This is a genomic window from Pseudomonas sp. MIS38 (genome assembly GCF_019891575.1).
Classification (GTDB): domain Bacteria; phylum Pseudomonadota; class Gammaproteobacteria; order Pseudomonadales; family Pseudomonadaceae; genus Aquipseudomonas; species Aquipseudomonas putida_A.
The window spans coordinates 152,037-173,032 of record NZ_JAFLXF010000007.1 but is presented as its reverse complement, the minus strand read 5'-3'; the positions used below and the strand labels follow the sequence as shown (position 1 = coordinate 173,032).

Sequence of the window (20,996 nt, the reverse complement as noted above, 5' to 3'; positions counted from 1 at the left end):
CAAGAGGCCCAGAACAGGGCCTCGCAGATCAGACCGGGTCGTTGCGTCGCAGCAATTCTTCGGGCAGGTGTTCGATGTACTCGTCCTCGGCCGGCGGCATCTGCAAGTGATAACCCTGCTTGTCGAGGTTTTCCAGGACCACGACGATGTCCTCGCTGGCCAGCTTGCGCTCAGGCGACAGCACCAGATCGAAGGAATGTTTCGGCTTGCCGAACGCCAGCATCAGGGGTTCCGGCACACGCTCCAGAGCATCGCTCTTGAGCACATAAAGGTACATCCCGCTTCGCTTGGAGCTTTGATAAATGGAGCAAATACGTTTCAAGGCTGTTCTCCGGCGGTGGCCAGGCTGTCGAGCAGCTTCTGGCCCATGAGTTCGCGGCGCCAGCCACGCAGCGACTCAGGCAATTGATAAGGCCCCTCGGGGAAGCCACTTTTAACCAGCGCTTCGAGGGTTTTCTTGCGCAGCATCAGTTCCGGGGCGATGCCCAGGCGTTCGGCTTCGACCTGGCCGAGGGCGCGCAGTTGCTTGATCAGCGCAGCCGCTTCGACCGGCAATGGTTCCGGCACCGCCGGCGGCCATTGATCAGGCCCCACACTGCCAGAGCGCTTGATCAGATCAAGCAGAAATTGGCCGTCCTGACGCACGGTACGCGGGTGCATGTCTTCGATCTTGCCCAGCGCGGCGAGGTTGTCCGGCTGCGTGCGGGCCAGCGGCCACAGCGAGTGCTCACGGACGATGCGGTTGCGCGGCAGATCACGGGCGCGGGCTTCTTTTTCACGCCAGGCGCACAACTCACGCAGCACCGCCAGTTGCGCACGGGACAGTTTCCACGCCAGTTTGGCTTCGCGGTAGACCTCGTACGGGTCGGTCTCGCGGCGCAGGTTGGCGACCAGTTCGGCGCCGTCCTCCAGCACCCAGGCGAATTTGTCGTCGGACAGCTTCGGCCGCAGCTGTACGAAAACTTCCGCCAGATGCACCGCATCTTCAGCGGCGTAGCTGACTTGAGTGTCGGAAAGTGGACGCTGCAACCAGTCGGAACGGGTTTCGCCCTTCGGCAACTCAATGCCCAGCACTTCCTGCACCAGCCGCGAATAGCCCATCGAGAACCCGAGGTTCAGGTAGGCCGCCGCCAGTTGCGTGTCGAACAACGGCGCCGGCAGGCTGCCGGTCAGACGCAGCAGCACTTCGAGGTCTTCGCTGCAGGCGTGCAGGACTTTGAGCACCGCCGGGTTTTCCAGCAACGCCGCCAGCGGTTGCCAGGCGTCGATGGTCAGCGGATCGATCAGGTAGGCGCGTTTGCCGTCGCCGACCTGCAGTAAACCGGCAATCGGGTAGAAGGTGTCGACCCGCATGAATTCGGTGTCGAGGGCAACGAACGGCAGTTGCTGCCACTCGGCGCAAAACTGCGCGAGGCTTTCGTTGTCGCGAATCCAGTGAATATCGATGGCCACACGGCTCTCCCTTGAAGAATGGCGCGCAGTATATATCGCCGCCGGCGTTTTACGCGCCTGCGCTGGGCCAGAGCTGTAACGAAATGTCCTGCCAGAAAGAAAGAATAGTCTTACAGCGTGATCAGCAAGAGGAATCCGAACCTCCCCATGTAGGAGAGCCATATTTAATTTTTAAATAATGCTCGGGAAATCTGATTTGCCGATAAGTGCTGCGCGCCGCCTAATCGACAGCCTCCGCAATCCAGAGTCTGCCGATGGAAAACGTCCGCGCCAACACCCGCCCCGCTGCCTGGCTGATGTTCGGGATCATTCTCGTCGCACTCAATCTGCGCCCATCCATGGCCGCCGTCGGGCCGTTGCTGTCGGCAATTCGTGGCGATATCCCGCTGAGTTTCAGCGTGGCTTCGCTGCTGACCATGCTGCCAGTGATGGCGATGGGGCTGGCGATGTTTTTCGGCATCGGCATCAGCCGCCGGCTAGGCGAGCAACGCACGGTGATCCTGTCGCTATGGATTATCGGTCTGGCGACACTGTCGCGGCTGGTGCTCGATTCGGCACCGCAGTTGATTGGCAGCGCGGTGCTGGCCGGGATGGGTATCGCCCTGATTCAGGCGCTGATGCCGGTGCTGATCAAGTCACGCTTCCCCGACCATGTGGCGCTGTGCATGGGCCTGTATGTCACATCGATCATGGGCGGCGCCGCGCTGGCCGCCTCATTTTCGCCGCTGGTGCTGGGGCAGACCGGCAGCTGGCGCATCGGCTTGGCGATCTGGGCGGCACTTTCCTTGCTCGCGTTGTTGGTCTGGTGGACACAGTCGATCCCGTCATCCCTCCAGATCACGCCTGTAGGAAAAGAGTCCTTCACGCGTAGCTCCCGCGCTTGGCTGCTGGCCTTCTTCTTCGGCCTCGGCACGGCGTCCTACACCTGCGTACTCGCCTGGCTGGCGCCGTACTACGTGGAACAAGGCTGGAGCGAACAGCACGCCGGCCTGCTGTTGGGTTTTCTGACGGCCATGGAGGTGATTTCCGGGTTGCTGACGCCGGCCATCGCCAACCGCAGCCGTGATCGTCGCCTGATTCTGGCTACGTTGCTGTTGCTGATCATTGCCGGTTTCTGCGGATTGATCCTCAGCCCGCAACACCTCAGCCTGCTGTGGCCGTGCCTGTTGGGGCTGGGGATTGGCGGCTTGTTTCCGATGAGCCTTATTGTCTCCCTCGATCACCTCGACAACCCGCAGCGCGCCGGCAGCCTGACCGCGTTCGTGCAAGGCATCGGCTACTTGATCGCCGGGCTTTCGCCGCTGCTGGCCGGAATCATCCGCGACCGGCTCGGCAGCTTTGAATGGGCCTGGTGGTCGCTGACCGCAGTGATGGTGGTGATGCTGCTGATAGTGCTGCGCTTCGACCCTCGGCTGTACGCCCGACACATCCGTTGAAGCCGAATGCCGCCGCTGGGCTAGAGGCCTGTTGCCATCTTTTTGCGGTTTATTTGTCGACGTCGTGTTACTAAAACTTTCTGTCCCACTAGCGACATCGAAACGTCCTACAGGGCTTTGTCCTGGCACCATCGTTCCGCTACGATCATGCGCACACGTTTGCGCGGATTCAGCGCAAGGAGCACAGCGGGACGGAACGGATGCTGAACAGTAACTTGCTTCGAAAGCTCGACATGCAGGACCTCATGGTGTTTATCGCCGTGTATGAGCAAAGCAGCGTCACGGATGTCTCGGAGACGCTGTGCGTCAGCCAGTCCACTGTCAGCTATTGCCTGAAAAAATTGCGCACCAGTTTCGAAGACGAGTTGTTCATCAACACCCGCACGGGCATGCGTCCCACCTACAAGGCCGGCACCATGTACGGCCATGTGCAGAAGATCCTCGAAAGCATCAACCTGTGCCACGCCGGCGCCCCGGCCTTCGATCCGACCCGGCAAGCGGTGACCTTCAATATCTGCGCCCCGGAATACTTCGAGCAATTGGTGCTGCCACGGCTGTTGAAGCGTTTCGACTTCGACGATTTGCCGGTGGTGGTCAACATGCACAAGTTCGAGACCGATGTACCCGCCGACGAACTGCGCGACGGCAGCCTCGACCTGGTGATCTGTTTCGGCCCCAACTTCCACCGCAGCCACACCGACCTTAAATCGCGGATGCTGCTGGAGGACGATCTGGTCTGTGTCTTCGACAAACGCGCCACGCCGCTGGAACCGCGCCTGAGCCTGCAGGCCTTCACCGAACGGCGGCACGTGTTCCCGACACCGTGGACCTCCACCACCAACATGGTCGACGGCTGGCTGGCGCGTCAGGCGCAAAAGCGGCAGATCGTCGCGCGCTCCAACAGCTACAGCGCGGCATTGAAGATGATCACCGGCACCGACTTCATCCTCACCCTGCCCCGGCGCATCCAGCGCCTGCTGACCAACGACGCGGTGTTCAATCACTGCGAGGCGCCGAACGGCCTGCCGGGGTTCACCCTCGACATGCAATGGAGCCAGAACGCCGATCAGGACAGCGCCAACGTCTGGCTGCGCGAGCAGGTGATCAAGGTGTGCAGTGAGCTGGAAGCGGCCTGAGTCCTACATGCCGATGGCGGTCTTGGTGTAGGAATCGCGGTCGATATCGAGCAACTCCACACACAACTGCACTTCAACTCCGGCCGGCCACTCGCACAGATCCTGCAACACCGCCAGCAGGCTATCCGAGAGCTGCTTCTTGATCTGCGGCGAGCGACCACTGAGCAGCGCCAGTTTCACATGGACGAAAGCGCGCTCACCCATGCCGGTACCGACCTTGAAGGTCTCGACCTTCACCGCCCGGCTTTTGATATCAAACTCCGCAGCGAACTGACCGGAACCCACCAGGGCGTTGTTGAGCCGGATCAACGCCACATCAGCGTTCAACTGCGGCAGGTTGGCGGTGTATTCCATGTGCAGGTGTGGCATGGGGTGCTCCAGTCAGTCGGCAGAAAGGTCGTACATATACCACAGCGCTGCCCTACTCTCCTGCGGCTTTTTCCGAGGTTATCGAGGCCGACGCCTGACGCAATGCCAGGCTTTCCCACAGCGCCACCAGCACCACGATCGCCGTGGTCAGCGCCCCGAGTACCAGCGCCGAAAACCAGTGATTCAACGCCAATGGCAGCGCCAGCATGAGCAACACCAGCCCCGCCAGATGCGACAACGGCGGCAGCGGTCGGTCGGACATGACCCACTTGAACAGCGCATTGCCCAACAGAAACAGCCATGGCCCGCCCACGATCACCAGGATCCCGGCGTCACTGGCGTGATCCGGGTGCACCAGCACCAGTTCGTCGGCCACCGCACTGACAATCACCCCGGCAACAATCAGCACGTGCAGGTAGGTGTAGGCGATGCGCGCCTGGCGCCCGGGATCGCTCGAATGCGCGATGCGGTGATGCGCGCGCTCGGCGCCGCTGTCGAAGTACACCCACCACATGCCGATGCTGCCCAGCACCGCCACCAGAAACGCCATGATCCCGGTTGCGCTCAGCGTCAGTTCAGCGAACGTCGCGCCGGTGACCAGCAACGATTCGCCCAGGGCGATGATCACGAACAGCGCGCAGCGCTCGGCCATGTGATTGCCTTCGACGTTCCAGTCGCTCAACGACGAACGCCCCAGCCCCGGCACCCAGAAATACAGCGAAGGCGAGATCAGCTCGATCAGCAGCGCCAGCGCCCAACACAGCAGACGTTGTTGCCCGTCAAGAAAGGCTCCGACGATCCAGAACACGCCGGAGCACATCAACCACGCCAGAATCCGCTGGAAGTTGCGGGTCATGCTCAGCGATTCGCCACGCACCGCCCAGATCGCAAACAACGTGCGCCCGACCTGCATGAACACGAACGCCGAGGCAAACATCAGCCCGCGCTCGGTGAAAGCCTTGGGGATCGAGGACGACAGCAACAGACCGGCGATCATCAGCCCGAACAGGCCGAGACGGATCGGCAATTTTTCCGGGTCGAGCCAGTTGGTGATCCACGAAGTGAAAATCCACACCCACCACACCGCGACCATCAACAGCGCCACCTGCACCGCGCCCAGGATCGACAAATGCGCGAGCAACGAATGCGAGAGCTGAGTCACGGCAAACACGAACACCAGATCGAAAAACAACTCGACCATGCCGACCTTGCCACTGTCGAGACTGCCGCGCCCACGCAGCAACGATCGGGAAATGCTCATCGGACAAGTCTCCAGCCGGGGTCATTGCCATTGAGCAAAGCAGCCCGACCAGACGAACGCAAACCCTGTAGGAGTGAGCCTGCTCGCGATGGAGTCGTGTCAGACAACATCAATGTCGACTGACACACCCTCATCGCGAGCAGGCTCACTCCTACAGGGGAGATTTGTGGTGGGATTCAGGGGGCGGTCAGTGGCCGTTCGCTCATGAACGCCTCAAGCCGCGAACGCAGCCAGCGCTCGGCCGGGTCGCTGTCGACGTGGCTGAGCCAGACCATCGACAGATCCAGCATCGGCGTCTTGAACGGAAACGGTTCCTTGAACAACAGCCCGGAGGCAGCCATGGCTTCGGCGGTGTAGTCCGGCAGGCTGGCGATCAGGTCGGTGCCGGCCAGCAATGCCGGCAGCGCACTGTATTGCGGCACCGACAACACCACATGCCGGGTGCGGCCGATTTCCGCCAGCCACTCATCGGCATAGCCGCTGATGTTGGCGGTGTGCGACACCAGTACGTGTGGGCGCGAACAGTATTCATCGAGGGTCAGCGGCGAATCCGAGGCGTCGGCGCGCAGGATGCTTGGCTGGATATGCCGCAGCAGTTTGCGCTTGGCATTGGCCGGCAGGCCCCGGGTCTGACTGATGCCGACGGTGATGTCGCCGGCGGCCAGCAGGTCGGGGATGCGCCAGTAGTCGACGTGTTGCACCACGAACACTACGCTGGGTGCTTCCTGACGCAGCGCCCGCAGCAACGGTGGCAGCAGGCCGAATTCGACGTCATCGGACAGGCCGATCCGGAACGTCATGTTGCTCACGGCCGGGTCGAAATCGTGAGTCAGGCTCAGCGCCACCGACAGCGAGTCAAGGGCCGGCGACAGGTACTTGAACAGCTCTTCGGCCCGGGCAGTCGGCTCCATGCGATGGCCGACGCGAATGAACAGCGGATCGTTGAACATCGCGCGCAAGCGATTGAGCGCCGAACTGATGGTCGGCTGGCCGAGAAACAGCTTCTCCGCCGCCCGGGTCACGTTGCGTTCGAGCATCAAGGTCTCGAACACCACCATCAGATTGATGTCGGCCTTGCGTAATTCATTTCGATTCATCCATTGCCCCTACTCCCCGGTCTGCGGGCAGTTTAGAAAGGCCCATGGACAGCGTCTATGGGCGAAAGGAACAACACCGGCTCAATTCACCGTCAACGCCTGTATCCCGATCGCCAGCTTGCGCATGTCCTTGCCCATGCCCAACTCCCCCGGACTGATAGCGTTGGCGTATTTGAAACGAATATTCAGCACACCTTGTTGCTCGACACGCTGCTGCACTTCGACCGGCAACTCGACATTCAGGCGATTCGCTTCAGGCTTGACCAGCCGGGTGGACAGCACGCGTACATCGTTGACGAAAATTTCCACTGCTTGCTCGGTGTGTGAAGGGGCCAGCAGCGCAGTGGTTTCCAGCAAGAACGAGTGCACCCGAGCAGTCGGCCGCAGGGCAATTTGCGACTCATTCCCCTCGGACCAGGTGCCCCACGGTTCATTGTTCGCCCACCCTTTACCGAGGAAAAACGTCGCCAGACTGCTGGGATTGAACACGACTCTCTCGCCCGACTTGAGTGGCGGGATCAGCGTCAATGGGTCCGGGGCCGATATCGGCAGGCAGTCGGCGCAACGCTTCCAGCCCGGCGCCAACACGTTCAACCCGTCAATTCTGGCGAGCACATCGGTGTCGCGATTCAAGGTCAGAGCTGCTTCCAGCACAGTACGGTTACTGAGCACGTACAGGGTATCGGCTGCATAGTTTCCAGAACTGACCATTCGATCCGACACCGCTTGAGCGGCTTCAGTGGCAACCGTACTGACGCGCCCAAGGTAGACCGCGTTGGTCGGCAAGTGATGGCGACCCGAGTAGTCGGCCAAGGTCATCCACTGTTCCGGATAATTCTCCGGTCGCAGCCAGCGCACTGCCTGATAACGCTTCGCCGCCTGCTCCCAGAACGGGTCGACCAATGGCGTCTTCCATGTGGGCGACGGCGTGGCCATGAAGAAACCGCGCGACACCGCCCAGCCGGCGCGCGTGTCTGCCACCTGAACCACCAGCGCCACACTCAGCAGCATCAGCGCCACGCGCGAGGAGTGCCCGCGAATCACTACATAAAGGATCGCAAAAATGGCCATGTACATGAGCGGCCAGATCATTCGCCCCGAGCCACGAAAAATCGTGGCCACGGCAACCACCGCATCCGGCAGCGGAATCCTGAATTCGAATGGCCCTATGCCGATATTGTTGGAAACGGCGAATATCGCCAGCCCTGCCAGCGCGAGCAAAACCAACGGGTAACGGCGAGCCTTGGCTCCCAGGTCAGTCGTCCCTTGCAGCACCGGCACCAAGGCAAAGATCCCCAGGCAGATCACGCCCAGGCCCAGAAATGCGAACCCGTCGCCGTCGCCCAGTACACCCGGCATGTCCTGCAAGGTATAGGACCAGACACCCGCATCGAAAAAGGTCAGCACATTCGCCCGGAACAGGCCATACCCCATCAACGCCAGACCGCTGTCGCCTATGCTGAAATAACCCGCCTGCCAGCAGCAGACACTGACCAGCAGAAACAGACCGATCAACTCGATCAAGGCCTTACCCGGCGTCTGGCGCCGCTGAAGGGTTTTCGCGGCAAGGTCGGCAAGCCAGATCAACGCAACCATCGCCAGCAAATAAGCGTGCACCAGCGCAGCCGCCGCCAGCAGCGCGCCCCAGGCGAGGCGGCGTTTCGGCGTAAAGGGGCGCAATGCCAGATATAACCCTGCCAGCAACAGAAAATGCCCAGCCAGGGACAGATGTACGCTCATGCGGACGATCATCGCCGGAATGAACAAAAACATTCCTGCACCAAGCAAACGCAACGCCACGTCGCGACTGAACAGGCCAATCAGCTTCCAGGCAAACCAGCTCTGCAAAACGAAACACGTCAGTAGCCACAGGCCGAAATACTGGAAAGGTTCAGGCAACAGGGCTGAGAACGGTTTGAAGATAAAGGCGAACAACGGATTGGAATCCGAGAAAATTATCCCGTTACCCAACTCCAGCCCATAGCTCGGGTTCAGCCCCAGTGGAAACGTCCAGGGCGAATGACGAAAAAAAACCCAACCCTGATAGTGCGTGGCGGGGTCGCCGTCGCCCAGCCATGCAATGTTCATCGGGTTCAAGGCACGTGGGCCGACCACAATGAAAAACGCCAGAATTCCCAAGAGCACGGGCAGCAGCGCAGTCGCCCGATGTGTTGCGGAGAGCTTCATCGATACGTCCAGAAGTTGTGCAAGACAAACGTGAATGCCGGAATCGTCAGCGCCACCGCGACAATGCCCAACAGATAATTCAACCCGGCCACCTGCGCGGCCCAGGCGACAAACATCGCCAACAGAAAACCGCACGCCGATACCGATAAAAATCGCAGCAACGTTCTGCCGTGCAACCGAGCCGAGAAACTCCAAGTGGTATTGATCAAGTAGGACACCACCGTTGCCACGGCAAACGCCACTCCGTTGGCCAGCGGCGGTTGCGGCGCAACGAAATTGATGAACAGCACAGCCACCAGCGCATGCAGCGCGGTGACGAACAGACCGGTCATGGCAAAGCGCAGACCGCGCTGGATCAGCGTTTTCCTTTCAACTGAAGTCACGGTTTTTGCGCCAGCACGAACACGCTCAGCCCGGCCAGACGGTTGTGGCTCATCAGCGGCAGTTCGAGGCTGCACAACGTCTTGAGCACGCCGTTGACCAAGGGATGATGGCGTTTGAGCTGAGACTGCGGCGCTGCGGCCTGCGGCCCTTTGGGCAGCAAACGCAACGCCGCAGCGATCGGAAACACCGCGCCGAAATAGTAGGCACCGCGCTGCACGCTCAAACCGGCATCACGGGCCAGGGTTTCAAACTGCGGCAGGGTGTAGCGGCGCTTGTGTTCGAGGAAGTCGTCGTGACCGCTCCACAGGAACTGGAACGCCGGCACGGTCATCAGGAAACGGCTGCCGGACGGCACCTTGTCAACGTAAGCCTTGAGCAGACCAAGGTCATCGTCGACATGCTCCAGCACATCCATGAGCAGCACCAGATCGGCGTCGATGGCGTCGATATCGCGGCGGTAATGCACCGGTTTGCCGGCGGTGGTCGCATCGGAATCGGCGGGGTAACTGATGTCGACGCACCACGCTTCGCGCGCATCGGTTTGAGTCAGCAGGTGATGGGAGAAGAAACCCGAGCCGGCGCCCACGTCGAGAATCCGCGTGATCGGTACATCACCGAGCAGACGACGAGTCGCCGCCGCTTTGGAGCAGTAATACCAATGCTCACCGATGCTGTCGCCGAGGATATCGGTTTCCTTGAGATCCATGTTTCAGTCCTTGGGGTCGTAGACGCGACGCACCAGAAAAACCGGCCGGCGTTTGGATTCGATATAAGTGCGGCCGAGGTACTCGCCGAGTACGCCGATGCCAATCAATTGCAGGCCACCGAGGAACGTCACGGCCACCATCAGCGAGGCATAACCGGGCATGTCGACGCCGTGGATCAGCGTGCGCAACACGATAAAAATGGCAAAGGCAAAGGACACCAGCGACACCGCGGCGCCGATGTAAGTCCAGATCCGCAACGGTTCGGTACTGAAACTGGTGATGCCTTCCAGGGCAAAATTCCACAGCCGCCAGCCGTTGAATTTGCTCTGCCCCGCCACGCGCTCGGGCCGCTCGTAATCAACGTGGGTAGTCCGAAAACCGACCCAGGCGAACAGGCCCTTCATGAAGCGCCGGGACTCGGGCAAAGTCAGCAAGGCATCGACTACACAACGGTCCATCAGGCGGAAATCGCCGACGTTTTCCGGCAGCGGTTGCTCGGCGATCTTGTTGTGCAGGCGGTAAAACCAATGCGCCGACGTCTGCTTGGCCCAGGTGTCGCTGCGGCGGCTGACGCGATGACCGAGCACCACTTCATAGCCCTCGCGCCATCGCTCGATCATTTGCAGAATGACTTCGGGTGGGTCCTGCAGATCGGCATCGATAGGCACCACAATCTGCCCGTTGGCGATTTGCAATCCCGCAGACAACGCCGCCTCTTTGCCGAAGTTACGGCTCAGATCGACGATGCGCAGCCGCGAGTCGTGCCGCTGACGATCCAGCAGCCGCTCAAGTGTGGCATCAGTGCTGCCGTCATTGATGAACACCAGCTCCAAAGCAATTGAGGCTTGGTGCTGGAAGACTTCATCGATGCGCAGAATGAACGCGTCGAGACTGTCCTCCTCGTTAAAAACCGGGACAACCAGCGATAACGTGACCCGTGTGGCCTGTGCCGTTCCATGCTCAGTCAATGGAGTGCTCTTTTTATAGTGTTTGTCGGTCGTCGAAGCATTTTCAACGCCATGAGCCGTCCCGTATTAAGCAGTAGCGCCGATAGCCTTGCAAGGTGCAAAGGGCGACATTCTGGCCAATCCAGACGCCGATGCGTGCGCTCTAGCCCGCACTCTTCAGAAACATCTGCCAACGATTGGAAACAAATACCCGATAGCGAAAAAAACTCGCTCCGCTAGGCTTGCGACGATGCGCCACACAGGTTGTCGCAAACACCATCGCAAGGAGCGAACTGAATGTATTTCGAGATCTACAGGCAATCCCGAGGCACCCCGAGCACCGGCAAAGGCCAATGGCGCTGGAGACTGCGGGCGGGGAACCACGAGACGATTGCCAGTGGCGAGTCGTATGTGAACAAGGCCGATTGTTTACACGTGATCGAGTTGATCAAGGGTGTGCAGGGGGAGACGCCGGTGAAGGAAATCTGATGGCGCCGCGTCCTACAGCCTCTTCCTTTTTCGTCTGAAGCACTGGCAAAGCACTTTTGCGCCCCTACGCTGTTCAGCGTACGGGGCCATACAGCCCTGTTTCGCCAAATGACGTTCAAACTAAAAAGGAGCCGCACCATGGCTAGAGACAAAGCGAAAGACGACAAGCACTTCAACTGCACCCAAACACACGAAGCCGACTACGTCGCCAGCCTCTATCCGCACGCCAAGGACGAAGTGAAAACCTTCCTGGCCTCGGCTTGCAAGGACAACACCCTGCGCAACTCGACGCACAAGGAAGTGTATGACCTGATCAAACAGAAGCTCGGGCATCCGCAGCCGTGAGTGGCTGAGGCGGGTGTTTGGTAAAGCTCGCAGATACAAAAAAGCCCTGTAGCTTCTCAGCTACGGGGCTATTTGCTCTGTTCGGGAACGACGTACAACCTCCAGACCAGAATCAAGCTAGGCATGGGCCTCTCGGTCAAGAACATCCGCAACCCACTGATTAATGCTTTTTTGAGCCAATTGCGCTTTTACGGCAACAGTCGCATGAAGAGCTGGCGCCAAACGCAGACTGAGATTGCCCGAATAAGGCTTTTGAGGAGCACGGCCCAGTTTTGCGCAAGTCTCCAGATAGTCAGTAACAGCCTCTTCGAACGCTGACCGAAGCTCTTTTACAGATTCGCCATGAAAACCTACAACGTCCTTGATCCCAGCGATATGACCAACAAAAAGACCGTCTTCATCACTGTATTCAATTCGGGCTGCATACCCGTTGTAATTCATCACGTTCATGGAGTGACTCCTGCTTGTTCAAGAAAAGCCCGAGCATCACGAACCTGATAGGGCTTTGCTTCTTTATCCGGGTGAGGTCGGTGGAACGTAGCAACCACACCTCTTAATTCAAACCGAACTCGCGAACCATTGCCTTCCACGGTTCTGGCCCCGACCGCATTGAACAGAGACTCGATGCGCGCCCATTCCAACGTGGCGGGTGTGGGTCGTGAAAATATAGCTGCGAGCGTACCGAGTTGTTTGTTGTTCATAGTATTACACCATGATACCGCGCAGGAAAAATTGACAATCGCGATTCATATCGCTGATCCATGAAGCGCCCCCTTGAACAAGCGGACAACGCCACCCTCCAAGCTTGAAAACGGCGTCTTTTTATCCGAATCCGGTCAATATTGGGCACATAGGTCAGGATAAGGAGTGATTGGAAATAGAGCTGTAGGTAGACTCCGAGAGTTACGTACGAACCGGCATCAATCGAGTCACATCCGATTATCGAGTTTTCAACCTCGGGTTCCGGCGACAGGATTTGCTGATTACTCAAGCGAGCAGAAACAAAAAAGCCCCGTAGCTTCTCAGCTACGGGGCTTTTTCTATATATGGCGGAGAGATAGGGATTCGAACCCTAGGTACCGGTGAAGGTACAACGGATTTCGAATCCGTCCCATTCGGCCACTCTGGCATCTCTCCAACGGCGCGCATCATAACAACACTTCTGCCGAAAGCAAACCCTCTTTCGAAAATTTTCTTCGTGCTATCAGATGCTTGCGTCGATTAAAGCGGTACACCCAGACGATTGGCGACTTCTTCGTAGGCTTCGATGACGTCACCGAGGCCCTGGCGGAAGCGGTCTTTGTCCATCTTCTTCTTGGTGTCCTTGTCCCACAGGCGGCAGCCGTCCGGGCTGAACTCGTCGCCGAGGACGATCGAGCCGTCGCTGAACACGCCGAACTCAAGCTTGAAGTCCACCAGCAGCAGGCCTGCGTCGTCGAACAGTTTGCTCAGGACTTCGTTGACCTTGAGCGACAGTTCTTTCATGCGTGCCAGTTGCTCGGCGGTGCCCCAGCCGAATGCCACGACGTGGGATTCATTGATGAACGGATCGCCCTTGGCGTCGTCCTTGAGGAACAGTTCGAAGGTGTACGGGTTGAGCTTCATGCCCTCTTCGACGCCCAGACGTTTTACCAGGCTGCCGGCAGCGTAGTTACGCACGACGCACTCGACCGGGATCATGTCCAGCTTCTTCACCAGGCACTCGTTGTCGCCCAGCAGTTTGTCGAATTGGGTCGGAATGCCGGCCGCTTCGAGTTTCTGCATGATGAAAGCGTTGAACTTGTTGTTCACCATGCCTTTGCGGTCGAGCTGCTCGATGCGCTTGCCGTCGAACGCCGAGGTGTCGTTGCGAAACAGCAGGATCAAACGGTCAGCGTCGTCGGTCTTGTAAACCGATTTGGCTTTGCCGCGGTAGAGTTCTTCACGTTTTTCCATGATGGGCTCCGCTTGCTAAGTAGATGGGCTAGGCGATATGGCGCCAGTCGAGCCCTGAATCTTGATCGGCCAGTTGCAGCCAGTCCGGGTCGCACCCGAGGGTGTCGACGAAACATTGCCGGGCCAGCTGCGGCAGGTTGTTCTTGCTGCTCAGGTGGGCGAGAACCAGATGCTGCAAGCCCTGCCACCCCAACTCGGCCACCAGGAATGCCGCCTGATGGTTGTTCAAATGTCCCAGCTCGCCGCCCACCCGTTGCTTGAGAAAGTACGGATAGTGACCACGGGCCAGCATGTCGCGGCAGTGGTTGGACTCGATCATCAACGCATCGAGATCCCGATAGCCGTCCAGCACCCGCTCGCAATAGGAACCCAGGTCGGTCAGCAGGCCGAAGCGCCGCTGCTCGTTATCACTGAATACGTACTGGGTCGGCTCCTGCGCATCATGGGCCACGGCAATGACCCCGATGTTCAGTGCGCCGATCTGCAGCTGCTCGCCGCCGGCCAGAAAGCCTGCGGGTTCGATCGGTTTGCGCATCCCGCGCAGTGTGCCGCGACTGAGGTAGACCGGCAGATTGTAGCGCCGAGACAGCAAACCCACGCCATGCACGTGGTCGGCATGTTCGTGGGTTACGAGTATCGCGCTCAGTTGCGCCGGGTGAACCCCCAGACGCAACAGGCGTTTTTCGGTTTCCCGCAGGGAAAAACCACAATCCACCAGCACATAGGTATCAGCGCTGGCGATCAGCGTGCCGTTCCCTTGGCTACCGCTGCCGAGAACGGCAAAGCGCATGTGATCAGCCCAGGTTGTCCTGAATCACGCTCAACACTTTGCGCGCCACATCGGCCGGCGCAACGGTATTGATGTTCTTCTCTACGGTCACCTGAACGTTCTCACCGACCTTGCTCAGGCGAACCTGATAACGCTCGGCGCGGGCTTCAACTTCTTCCTTGGTCGGCGCACTGCCGAACAGGCTGCTGAAGAAACCAGGCTTGTCGTCTTTCTTCTCGGCTTTCTCGGCCAGGTTGATGTAGTACAGGCCCAGGCTGCGGTTGATGTCTTCAACGCGCCACTGACCTTGCTCCAGCGCACGACCGACGCTCGACCAGGCACGATCCAGGTCCGGACCGACGTTCAGTACCGGGTTGCCACTGCCGTCTTCGCTGAGGCTGACACGGCTCGGGGTATCGAAATCGCGCGAAGCCAGCATCGACACCGAACCACCCTTCTCGGAGATCCGGCTCATGCTCGCGAGCATGTCGTCGACCAGCGCGGCGTCCAGGCCAGTATTGACCGAACGGTTGGTGAAATCGACGTCGACGGTGCTGCCGGCAGGACGCTCGGCGCTGACCACGTAGATTTCACTGGTGTTGCGCTGCACGCCTGGCTCGATACGCACCCGCACGCGGGTTTCGCTGTCGGCACCGACACCGGCGGCGCTCAGGCGCTTGGCCATGGCGGCGGACAGTTCGTCGGAATGCTGCCAGGTGGTGGTGAATTCGCCGGTTTGCGGACGCTGTTCATCCAGTCGGAAACCATTGTCCTGGAAGAACTGTACCGCCACTGGCCAGACTTCGGCCGGCGGGTGCTGGGCCACGACCCAACGCGAGTCACCGCTCTTCTGCAGCGAGTAGTCGGTCGCCTCGGCAACCGCCGTCAGCGGTTGCGGGCGCGGTACCACGTATTCGCCCTTCGCCGTGTCATCGGCCACGTTGCGCGGGATCGGCAACAGCGGATCCAGACGCTTGGAGGTGCTGACATTCGGTGGCAGTTGCATCGGTGCAGTCTGTTGCGCTTCCAGGTAATCGCTACCACGGTCACGGAAATAACCTTCCGGGCCCCAGACCCATCCGCAGCCACTGGTGCTGGAGATAATCAAGGCAAGTGCGGAAAGTCCGGCCATTCGCTTCATGCGTTGTACTTCCTCAATTAAACCAGGACGCTGCACTGGCGCAGGGCCGTGCGAAGCGTTTCATGACAAGGAGCGCTCAGCCAGGTCAACGGCAGGCGGATGCCTTCGTGCATCAGGCCCATTTCAACCAAAGCCCACTTCACCGGAATCGGGTTGGCTTCGATGAACAGGTCCTTGTGCAGCGGCATCAATTTTTCGTTGATCGCCCGTGCGGTCTCGGCGTCGCCGTTCAGCGCGGCCTCGCACAGGTCAGCCATTTCGCGCGGGGCGACGTTGGCCGTTACGGAGATGTTGCCTTTGCCGCCCAGCAGGATCAGCTCGACCGCGGTCGGATCATCGCCGGACAGCACGATGAAGTCCTTGCTCACGCCGTCGATGATGGCTTTGGCGCGTTTCAGGTCGCCGGTGGCTTCCTTGATGCCGATGATGTTCGGCACGCTGGACAGGCGAATTACGGTCTCGGCCTGCATGTCGCAGGAGGTGCGGCCGGGAACGTTGTAGAGAATCTGTGGAATGTCGACGGCTTCGGCAATGTGCTTGAAGTGCTGGTACAGGCCTTCCTGGGTCGGCTTGTTGTAGTACGGAACTACCAGCAGGCAGGCGTCGGCGCCGGCTTCCTTGGCGTTGCGGGTCAGCTCGACGGCTTCGCGGGTCGAGTTGGCGCCGGTACCGGCGATCACCGGAATGCGCCCGGCTACCTGTTTGACCACGGCTTTGATGACGGCGATGTGTTCTTCTACATCAAGGGTCGCCGACTCGCCGGTAGTACCGACCGCGACAATGGCATGGGTGCCGTTCTTGAGATGGAAGTCCACGAGTTTGCTGAGGCTGTCCCAGTCAAGACGCCCTTGTGCATCCATGGGAGTGACCAGTGCCACCATACTGCCCGCAATCATGAAACCGCTCCTGCCGGAAAAAGAGAGCGGTAATGGTACTGGCGCCAAGATGCTTGCACAAGCGAAGTACTGCGCCGCCATTCCCCTTGGCGTCGGTTTTCGCTACCCTTCAGACTTTGATCGGTACAGATCAGCTTGTACGCCGGGTTCCAGCCTCCCCTTTCGGCCTCCCAGGCCCCGTTCCAGTGTCGCTGCTGCACGCTCCGCCTTTATTGGAGCGAATTGCGAGCCACGGCCCGGGGCTTTCTGAACGGGCACGCGCAGACGCCTCCCGACGGCCAACGCCCATCGACCTACCGACCGCTCATCGCTTTAGGAATGCTGCATGTCCACCCCCACAGTTCGCGAACAATTCCTTGTCATCAGTGCCCTTGGCGCCAACCCCATGGAGCTGACTAACGTCCTGTGCCGCGCCAGCCATGAAAATCGCTGCGCCGTCGTCACCTCCCGCCTGACTCGCCATGGCGAATGCAGCGCCCTGGTGCTGGAAATCTCCGGCAGCTGGGACGCGCTGGCCCGCCTCGAAGGCAGCCTGCCGACCCTGGCCAAGCGCCACGCATTTACCGTCAACGTGGTGCGCAGTGCGGCCCTGGAAAATCGTCCACAGGCCCTGCCGTACGTGGCTTATGTCAGCTCGGCGTATCGCCCGGACATCATCAATGAGCTGTGCCAGTTCTTCATGGATCACAACGTCGAGCTGGAAAACCTGACCTGCGATACCTATCAGGCCCCGCAGACTGGCGGCACCATGCTCAACGCCACGTTCACCGTAACGCTGCCGGCCGGCACCCAGATCAGTTGGCTGCGCGACCAGTTCCTGGACTTCGCCGACGCGATGAACCTGGATGCGCTGATCGAACCTTGGCGCCCACAAAACCCAATGTAAGGAAGCTTTCATGGCCGTTGTCATCGACCAACCGGTTGCGGATTTCGAAGCACCTGCCACCAGCGGGCAGACCGTCAGCTTGTCCGCCCTGAAGGGCAAGCAAGTGGTGATCTACTTCTATCCGAAGGACAGCACCCCCGGCTGCACCACCGAAGGCCAGGGTTTTCGTGACCAGTACGCGGCGTTCCAGGCCGCTAATACCGAGATTTTCGGTATCTCCCGCGACAGCCTGAAGTCTCACGAGAACTTCAAGTGCAAGCAGGAATTTCCGTTCGAGCTGATCAGCGACAAGGACGAAGCGGTCTGCCAGCTGTTCGACGTGATCAAGCTGAAGAAACTGTATGGCAAGGAATATCTGGGCGTTGATCGCAGCACATTCCTGATCGACAAGAATGGCGTGCTGCGCCAGGAATGGCGCGGCGTGAAAGTGCCGGGGCATGTGGATGCGGTGCTGGCTGCGGCTCAGGCGCTGAACAAGGCCTGATATTTCTGCGTCGTTTTCACTGACGCCTTCGCGAGCAAGCTCGCTCCCACATTTGGAATGCATTTCAAAATGTGGGAGCGAGCTTGCTCGCGAAGGGGCAATAAGCCTCAGCGAATAGCTCGGCTCTAAAGCAATGGAGCCACAACCGGCTCCTTGCGCGGCCACGCATCCAGCACGGCCTTGAACAGCGTCGCCAGCGGAATTGCGAAGAACACGCCCCAGAACCCCCACAACCCGCCAAACAACAGCACCGCACAAATGATTGCCACCGGGTGCAGGTTAACCGCCTCGGAAAACAGCAACGGCACCAGCACGTTGCCATCCAGGGTCTGAATGATCCCGTAGACCGCCATCAGATAGATGAACTGATCGCTCCAGCCCCACTGGAACAACGCAATCAGCAACACCGGCACGGTCACCACCACCGCGCCGACGTACGGCACCACCACCGACACCCCGACCAGCAACGCCAGCAGCGCCGCATAGTTGAGGCCGAGCGCGACGAACGCGATGTAGGTCACGCCGCCACAGATCACGATCTCGATGACCTTGCCACGAATGTAGTTGGCGATCTGCCGGTTCATTTCCTGCGCCACGCGGGTGATCAGCGCTCGCTCACGGGGCAGATAGCCGCGCACCCACTCGCCGATCATGGCCCGATCCTTGAGGAAGAAAAACACCAGAATCGGCACCAGCACCAGATAGATCATGATGTTGACCAGCAGCGGCAGGCTCGACAGCGAGAAGGTCAGCGCCCATTGGCCGAACTTGCCGATTTCGCCACGCGCCGCTTCGATGGCCTGCAGCACCTGCTCGTCAGAGACCAGATGCGGATAGCGCTCCGGCAGCAACAGCAGCAGCGACTGCCATTTGGCGAGCATGCCCGGAAGTTCGTTGAACAGCGTGATCAACTGATGCCACAGCAACGGCAAGACCACCACGATGAACACCAGCAACACGCCCATGAACAGCGCAAACACCAGCCCCACCGCCGCCGCACCAGGCAAGCGCATGCGTTCAAGAGCGAGCACCAGCCCCTGCATCAGATACGCCAACACCATCCCGGCCAATACCGGGGCGAGCATGCCACCGAGCGTGAGCACCGCGGTGAAGGCGAGAAACAGCAGCACCGCCAGCACCACCGCTTCTTCGTCGGAAAAGTAGCGCTGAATCCAGTCGCGTAACACTTTGAACATCAATAATCCTTAGGTCTTTTACGCTGTCGGCTTCAGGCTTTTTTCAACCAGTAACGGTAGACGCCTGCTTCGTTTTCTTCGCGCAGCAGCGTATGACCGGCCAGACGGGCAAAGGTGCGGAAGTCGCGCTGCGAACCCGCGTCCGTGGCGATCACCTTGAGCACCGCGCCGCTGGGCAGCTTGTTGAGTTCCATCTTGGCCTTGAGCAACGGCAACGGGCAATTCAGGCCACTGGCGTCCAATTCACAGTCATGGGCTACAGCGTCAGTCATTGCGTCACTCCGGTTCAGGTGGTTGAGGCGCCTAGAATATCTGGTCGCAAGCCCGGTGTCCGGCTACAGTAAGGTCTTTGTCTTCTAAGGCTTTGTGCATGACATTTCTGCGCCCTACCCTGCTGACGCTCGCTTGCCTGCTCGCCTCACCGGGCTTTGCCGACGATCTGCCGTCACTTGGCGACGCCAGTTCTGCCATTGTCTCTCCGCAACAGGAATACCAGTTGGGCCGCGCCTGGCTGGCCATGTTGCGCAGTCAGGTTGCACAGCTCAACGATCCGCAGCTCAAAGACTACGTCGAATCCAGCGTCTACAAGCTGGTGGAAACCAGCCAGGTGACCGATCGTCGCCTGGAATTCATTCTGATCAACAGCCCGCAACTCAACGCTTTCGCGGCGCCGGGTGGCGTGGTCGGGGTCAACGGTGGCCTGTTCCTCAACGCGCAGACTGAAGGCGAATACGCCTCGGTACTGGCCCACGAACTGGCTCACTTGTCGCAACGCCACTTCGCGCGCGGCGTCGAAGCTTCGCAGCGGATGCAGGTACCGATGATGGCGGCGCTGCTCGCGGGGATCGTGATTGCCGCCGCCGGTGGCGGTGATGCCGGGATCGCGACCATCGCCGGCACTCAGGCCGCAGCCATTCAGTCGCAGCGTACCTTCTCGCGCCAGAACGAGCAGGAAGCCGACCGTATCGGCATCCTCAATCTGGAAAAGGCCGGATACGACCCGCGCTCGATGCCGACCATGTTCGAACGTCTGATGCGCCAATACCGCTTCGACGCCAAGCCGCCAGAATTTCTGCTGACTCACCCGGTGACCGAATCGCGTATCGCCGACACCCGTAACCGCGCAGAACAAGCGCCAGCGGGCGGCATTGAAGACAGCATGCGCTATCAGTTGATCCGCGCCCGCGTACAGCTGATCTACGAAGAAACCCCGGGACTGGGCGCCAAGCGCTTTCGTGCACAACTGGACGAGAACCCGAAGAACGACGTGGCGCGCTATGGCCTGGCGATCGCCCAGATCAAGGGCGGCCAGCTCAATGAAGCCAGGGAGAATCTCAAACAGCTGCTGGCCAAGTCACCCAACGAGATCATCTACAACCTCGCGCAGATCGACCTGGACATTACCAACAACCGCCTGCCGGATGCGCAAACGCGGGTTGACCGCATGCTCACGCAATATCCGGGCAATTACCCGCTGAATCAGGTTCGGGTCGATCTGTTGCTGAAACAGAATCGCACCGCCGACGCCGAGAAAGCCCTCGACAGCTTGCTCAAATCCCGTCCGAACGATCCGGACGTGTGGTATCAGGTCGCCGAAACCCGTGGCCTCTCTGGCAACATCATTGGTCTGCATCAGGCCCGCGCCGAGTACTTCGCGCTGGTCGGCGATTATCGTCAGGCGATCCAGCAGCTTGATTTTGCCAAGCGCAAGGCGGGCAGCAACTTCCCGCTGTCCTCGCGGATCGATGCACGCCAGCGCGAGCTGATGGAGCAGGAGCGCATGATCAAGGACATGATGGGCTGAGTTTTCATCAGCGATATAAAAATTTCAGGCATAAAAAAACCGCCTCTTTCGAGGCGGTTTTTATTTCACCGCAAC

General features: G+C 59.7%; 24 protein-coding genes and 1 tRNA gene. 7 read left to right on the top strand and 18 right to left on the bottom strand.

What is annotated here, in order from left to right:
- Positions 1 to 28: 28 nt before the first annotated feature.
- A complete protein-coding gene (locus J1G18_RS10990; protein WP_047598109.1) occupies positions 29 to 322 on the bottom strand; it encodes a YcgL domain-containing protein in 294 nt (97 codons plus the stop codon).
- Positions 319 to 1,452 carry a ribonuclease D gene (gene rnd / locus J1G18_RS10985; protein WP_098967682.1) on the bottom strand — a complete coding sequence of 378 codons (1,134 nt, stop codon included), beginning with the start codon at positions 1,450 to 1,452 and terminating at the stop codon, positions 319 to 321. Before rnd ends, J1G18_RS10990 begins: the two co-directional genes overlap by 4 nt.
- 254 nt (positions 1,453 to 1,706) lie before the next feature.
- Here rnd and J1G18_RS10980 point away from each other — a divergent pair, with 254 nt between their 5' ends.
- Positions 1,707 to 2,888 carry a cyanate transporter gene (locus J1G18_RS10980; protein ID WP_098967680.1) on the top strand — a complete coding sequence of 394 codons (1,182 nt, stop codon included), beginning with the start codon at positions 1,707 to 1,709 and terminating at the stop codon, positions 2,886 to 2,888.
- Between the two features lie 200 nt (positions 2,889 to 3,088).
- The gene (locus J1G18_RS10975; protein WP_027614513.1) at positions 3,089 to 4,024 is read left to right on the top strand and encodes a LysR family transcriptional regulator; all 936 of its coding nucleotides are present in this window, start codon (positions 3,089 to 3,091) and stop codon (positions 4,022 to 4,024) included.
- A gap of 3 nt (positions 4,025 to 4,027) precedes the next feature.
- On the opposite strand, the gene J1G18_RS10970 is transcribed toward J1G18_RS10975, so the two are convergent.
- The 7 genes from J1G18_RS10970 to J1G18_RS10940 form a co-directional block, all read right to left on the bottom strand.
- Positions 4,028 to 4,393 (bottom strand): 5-carboxymethyl-2-hydroxymuconate Delta-isomerase, encoded by a 366-nt coding sequence (locus J1G18_RS10970; protein WP_223007634.1) that lies wholly within the window; start codon positions 4,391 to 4,393, stop codon positions 4,028 to 4,030.
- Positions 4,394 to 4,445: 52 nt separating this feature from the next.
- The gene (locus J1G18_RS10965; protein WP_098967677.1) at positions 4,446 to 5,654 is read right to left on the bottom strand and encodes a low temperature requirement protein A; all 1,209 of its coding nucleotides are present in this window, start codon (positions 5,652 to 5,654) and stop codon (positions 4,446 to 4,448) included.
- A gap of 176 nt (positions 5,655 to 5,830) precedes the next feature.
- Complete coding sequence (locus tag J1G18_RS10960) at positions 5,831 to 6,751, bottom strand: LysR substrate-binding domain-containing protein (protein ID WP_027614510.1); 921 nt, start codon at positions 6,749 to 6,751, stop codon at positions 5,831 to 5,833.
- An 81-nt stretch (positions 6,752 to 6,832) separates the two neighbouring features.
- The gene (locus J1G18_RS10955) at positions 6,833 to 8,938 is read right to left on the bottom strand and encodes a DUF6311 domain-containing protein (protein WP_210557895.1); all 2,106 of its coding nucleotides are present in this window, start codon (positions 8,936 to 8,938) and stop codon (positions 6,833 to 6,835) included.
- Positions 8,935 to 9,321, bottom strand: coding sequence for a GtrA family protein (locus J1G18_RS10950; protein ID WP_139055261.1), 387 nt, complete (start codon positions 9,319 to 9,321; stop codon positions 8,935 to 8,937). The genes J1G18_RS10955 and J1G18_RS10950 overlap by 4 nt, the downstream gene beginning before the upstream one ends.
- Complete coding sequence (locus J1G18_RS10945) at positions 9,318 to 10,028, bottom strand: class I SAM-dependent methyltransferase (RefSeq protein WP_027614507.1); 711 nt, start codon at positions 10,026 to 10,028, stop codon at positions 9,318 to 9,320. The genes J1G18_RS10950 and J1G18_RS10945 overlap by 4 nt, the downstream gene beginning before the upstream one ends.
- Before the next feature lie 3 nt (positions 10,029 to 10,031).
- A complete protein-coding gene (locus J1G18_RS10940; RefSeq protein ID WP_027614506.1) occupies positions 10,032 to 10,997 on the bottom strand; it encodes a glycosyltransferase family 2 protein in 966 nt (321 codons plus the stop codon).
- Positions 10,998 to 11,273: 276 nt separating this feature from the next.
- On the opposite strand from J1G18_RS10940, the gene J1G18_RS10935 reads away from it, so the two are divergent.
- Positions 11,274 to 11,465, top strand: coding sequence for a YegP family protein (locus J1G18_RS10935; protein WP_007963291.1), 192 nt, complete (start codon positions 11,274 to 11,276; stop codon positions 11,463 to 11,465).
- Between the two features lie 138 nt (positions 11,466 to 11,603).
- Complete coding sequence (locus J1G18_RS10930) at positions 11,604 to 11,810, top strand: hypothetical protein (RefSeq protein ID WP_027614505.1); 207 nt, start codon at positions 11,604 to 11,606, stop codon at positions 11,808 to 11,810.
- A gap of 117 nt (positions 11,811 to 11,927) precedes the next feature.
- Here J1G18_RS10930 and J1G18_RS10925 read toward each other — a convergent pair whose 3' ends face one another.
- The 7 genes from J1G18_RS10925 to dapA all read right to left on the bottom strand — a co-directional run bounded on the left by J1G18_RS10925 (position 11,928) and on the right by dapA (position 16,551).
- Entirely contained in the window at positions 11,928 to 12,260 is a 333-nt protein-coding gene (locus tag J1G18_RS10925) for a type II toxin-antitoxin system HicB family antitoxin (protein ID WP_047598089.1), read from the bottom strand.
- Positions 12,257 to 12,511: a type II toxin-antitoxin system HicA family toxin gene (locus tag J1G18_RS10920; protein ID WP_081730304.1), complete on the bottom strand. Its 255-nt coding sequence runs from the start codon at positions 12,509 to 12,511 to the stop codon at positions 12,257 to 12,259. Before J1G18_RS10920 ends, J1G18_RS10925 begins: the two co-directional genes overlap by 4 nt.
- Before the next feature lie 346 nt (positions 12,512 to 12,857).
- Positions 12,858 to 12,947 (bottom strand) — tRNA-Ser (locus J1G18_RS10915).
- A gap of 84 nt (positions 12,948 to 13,031) precedes the next feature.
- Positions 13,032 to 13,745 (bottom strand): phosphoribosylaminoimidazolesuccinocarboxamide synthase, encoded by a 714-nt coding sequence (gene purC, locus J1G18_RS10910; RefSeq protein WP_007963288.1) that lies wholly within the window; start codon positions 13,743 to 13,745, stop codon positions 13,032 to 13,034.
- A gap of 28 nt (positions 13,746 to 13,773) precedes the next feature.
- Complete coding sequence (locus J1G18_RS10905) at positions 13,774 to 14,535, bottom strand: MBL fold metallo-hydrolase (protein WP_047598088.1); 762 nt, start codon at positions 14,533 to 14,535, stop codon at positions 13,774 to 13,776.
- 4 nt (positions 14,536 to 14,539) lie between these two features.
- Positions 14,540 to 15,655 carry an outer membrane protein assembly factor BamC gene (gene bamC / locus J1G18_RS10900; RefSeq protein WP_223007633.1) on the bottom strand — a complete coding sequence of 372 codons (1,116 nt, stop codon included), beginning with the start codon at positions 15,653 to 15,655 and terminating at the stop codon, positions 14,540 to 14,542.
- Between the two features lie 17 nt (positions 15,656 to 15,672).
- Positions 15,673 to 16,551 carry a 4-hydroxy-tetrahydrodipicolinate synthase gene (gene dapA / locus J1G18_RS10895; protein ID WP_098967670.1) on the bottom strand — a complete coding sequence of 293 codons (879 nt, stop codon included), beginning with the start codon at positions 16,549 to 16,551 and terminating at the stop codon, positions 15,673 to 15,675.
- Between the two features lie 325 nt (positions 16,552 to 16,876).
- Here dapA and J1G18_RS10890 point away from each other — a divergent pair, with 325 nt between their 5' ends.
- Together J1G18_RS10890 and J1G18_RS10885 are read left to right on the top strand one after the other, a co-directional pair.
- The gene (locus J1G18_RS10890; protein ID WP_007963284.1) at positions 16,877 to 17,437 is read left to right on the top strand and encodes a glycine cleavage system protein R; all 561 of its coding nucleotides are present in this window, start codon (positions 16,877 to 16,879) and stop codon (positions 17,435 to 17,437) included.
- A gap of 10 nt (positions 17,438 to 17,447) precedes the next feature.
- A complete protein-coding gene (locus J1G18_RS10885; RefSeq protein ID WP_003222570.1) occupies positions 17,448 to 17,921 on the top strand; it encodes a peroxiredoxin in 474 nt (157 codons plus the stop codon).
- Between the two features lie 125 nt (positions 17,922 to 18,046).
- Here J1G18_RS10885 and J1G18_RS10880 read toward each other — a convergent pair whose 3' ends face one another.
- Both J1G18_RS10880 and J1G18_RS10875 read right to left on the bottom strand, forming a co-directional pair.
- Positions 18,047 to 19,117: an AI-2E family transporter gene (locus tag J1G18_RS10880; RefSeq protein ID WP_003222568.1), complete on the bottom strand. Its 1,071-nt coding sequence runs from the start codon at positions 19,115 to 19,117 to the stop codon at positions 18,047 to 18,049.
- Positions 19,118 to 19,149: 32 nt separating this feature from the next.
- Positions 19,150 to 19,389 (bottom strand): sulfurtransferase TusA family protein, encoded by a 240-nt coding sequence (locus J1G18_RS10875; protein ID WP_098967669.1) that lies wholly within the window; start codon positions 19,387 to 19,389, stop codon positions 19,150 to 19,152.
- 98 nt (positions 19,390 to 19,487) lie between these two features.
- Here J1G18_RS10875 and J1G18_RS10870 point away from each other — a divergent pair, with 98 nt between their 5' ends.
- On the top strand, positions 19,488 to 20,921 hold the full coding sequence (locus tag J1G18_RS10870) for a M48 family metalloprotease (RefSeq protein ID WP_007963277.1): 1,434 nt from the start codon (positions 19,488 to 19,490) through the stop codon (positions 20,919 to 20,921).
- Positions 20,922 to 20,996: the final 75 nt, after the last annotated feature.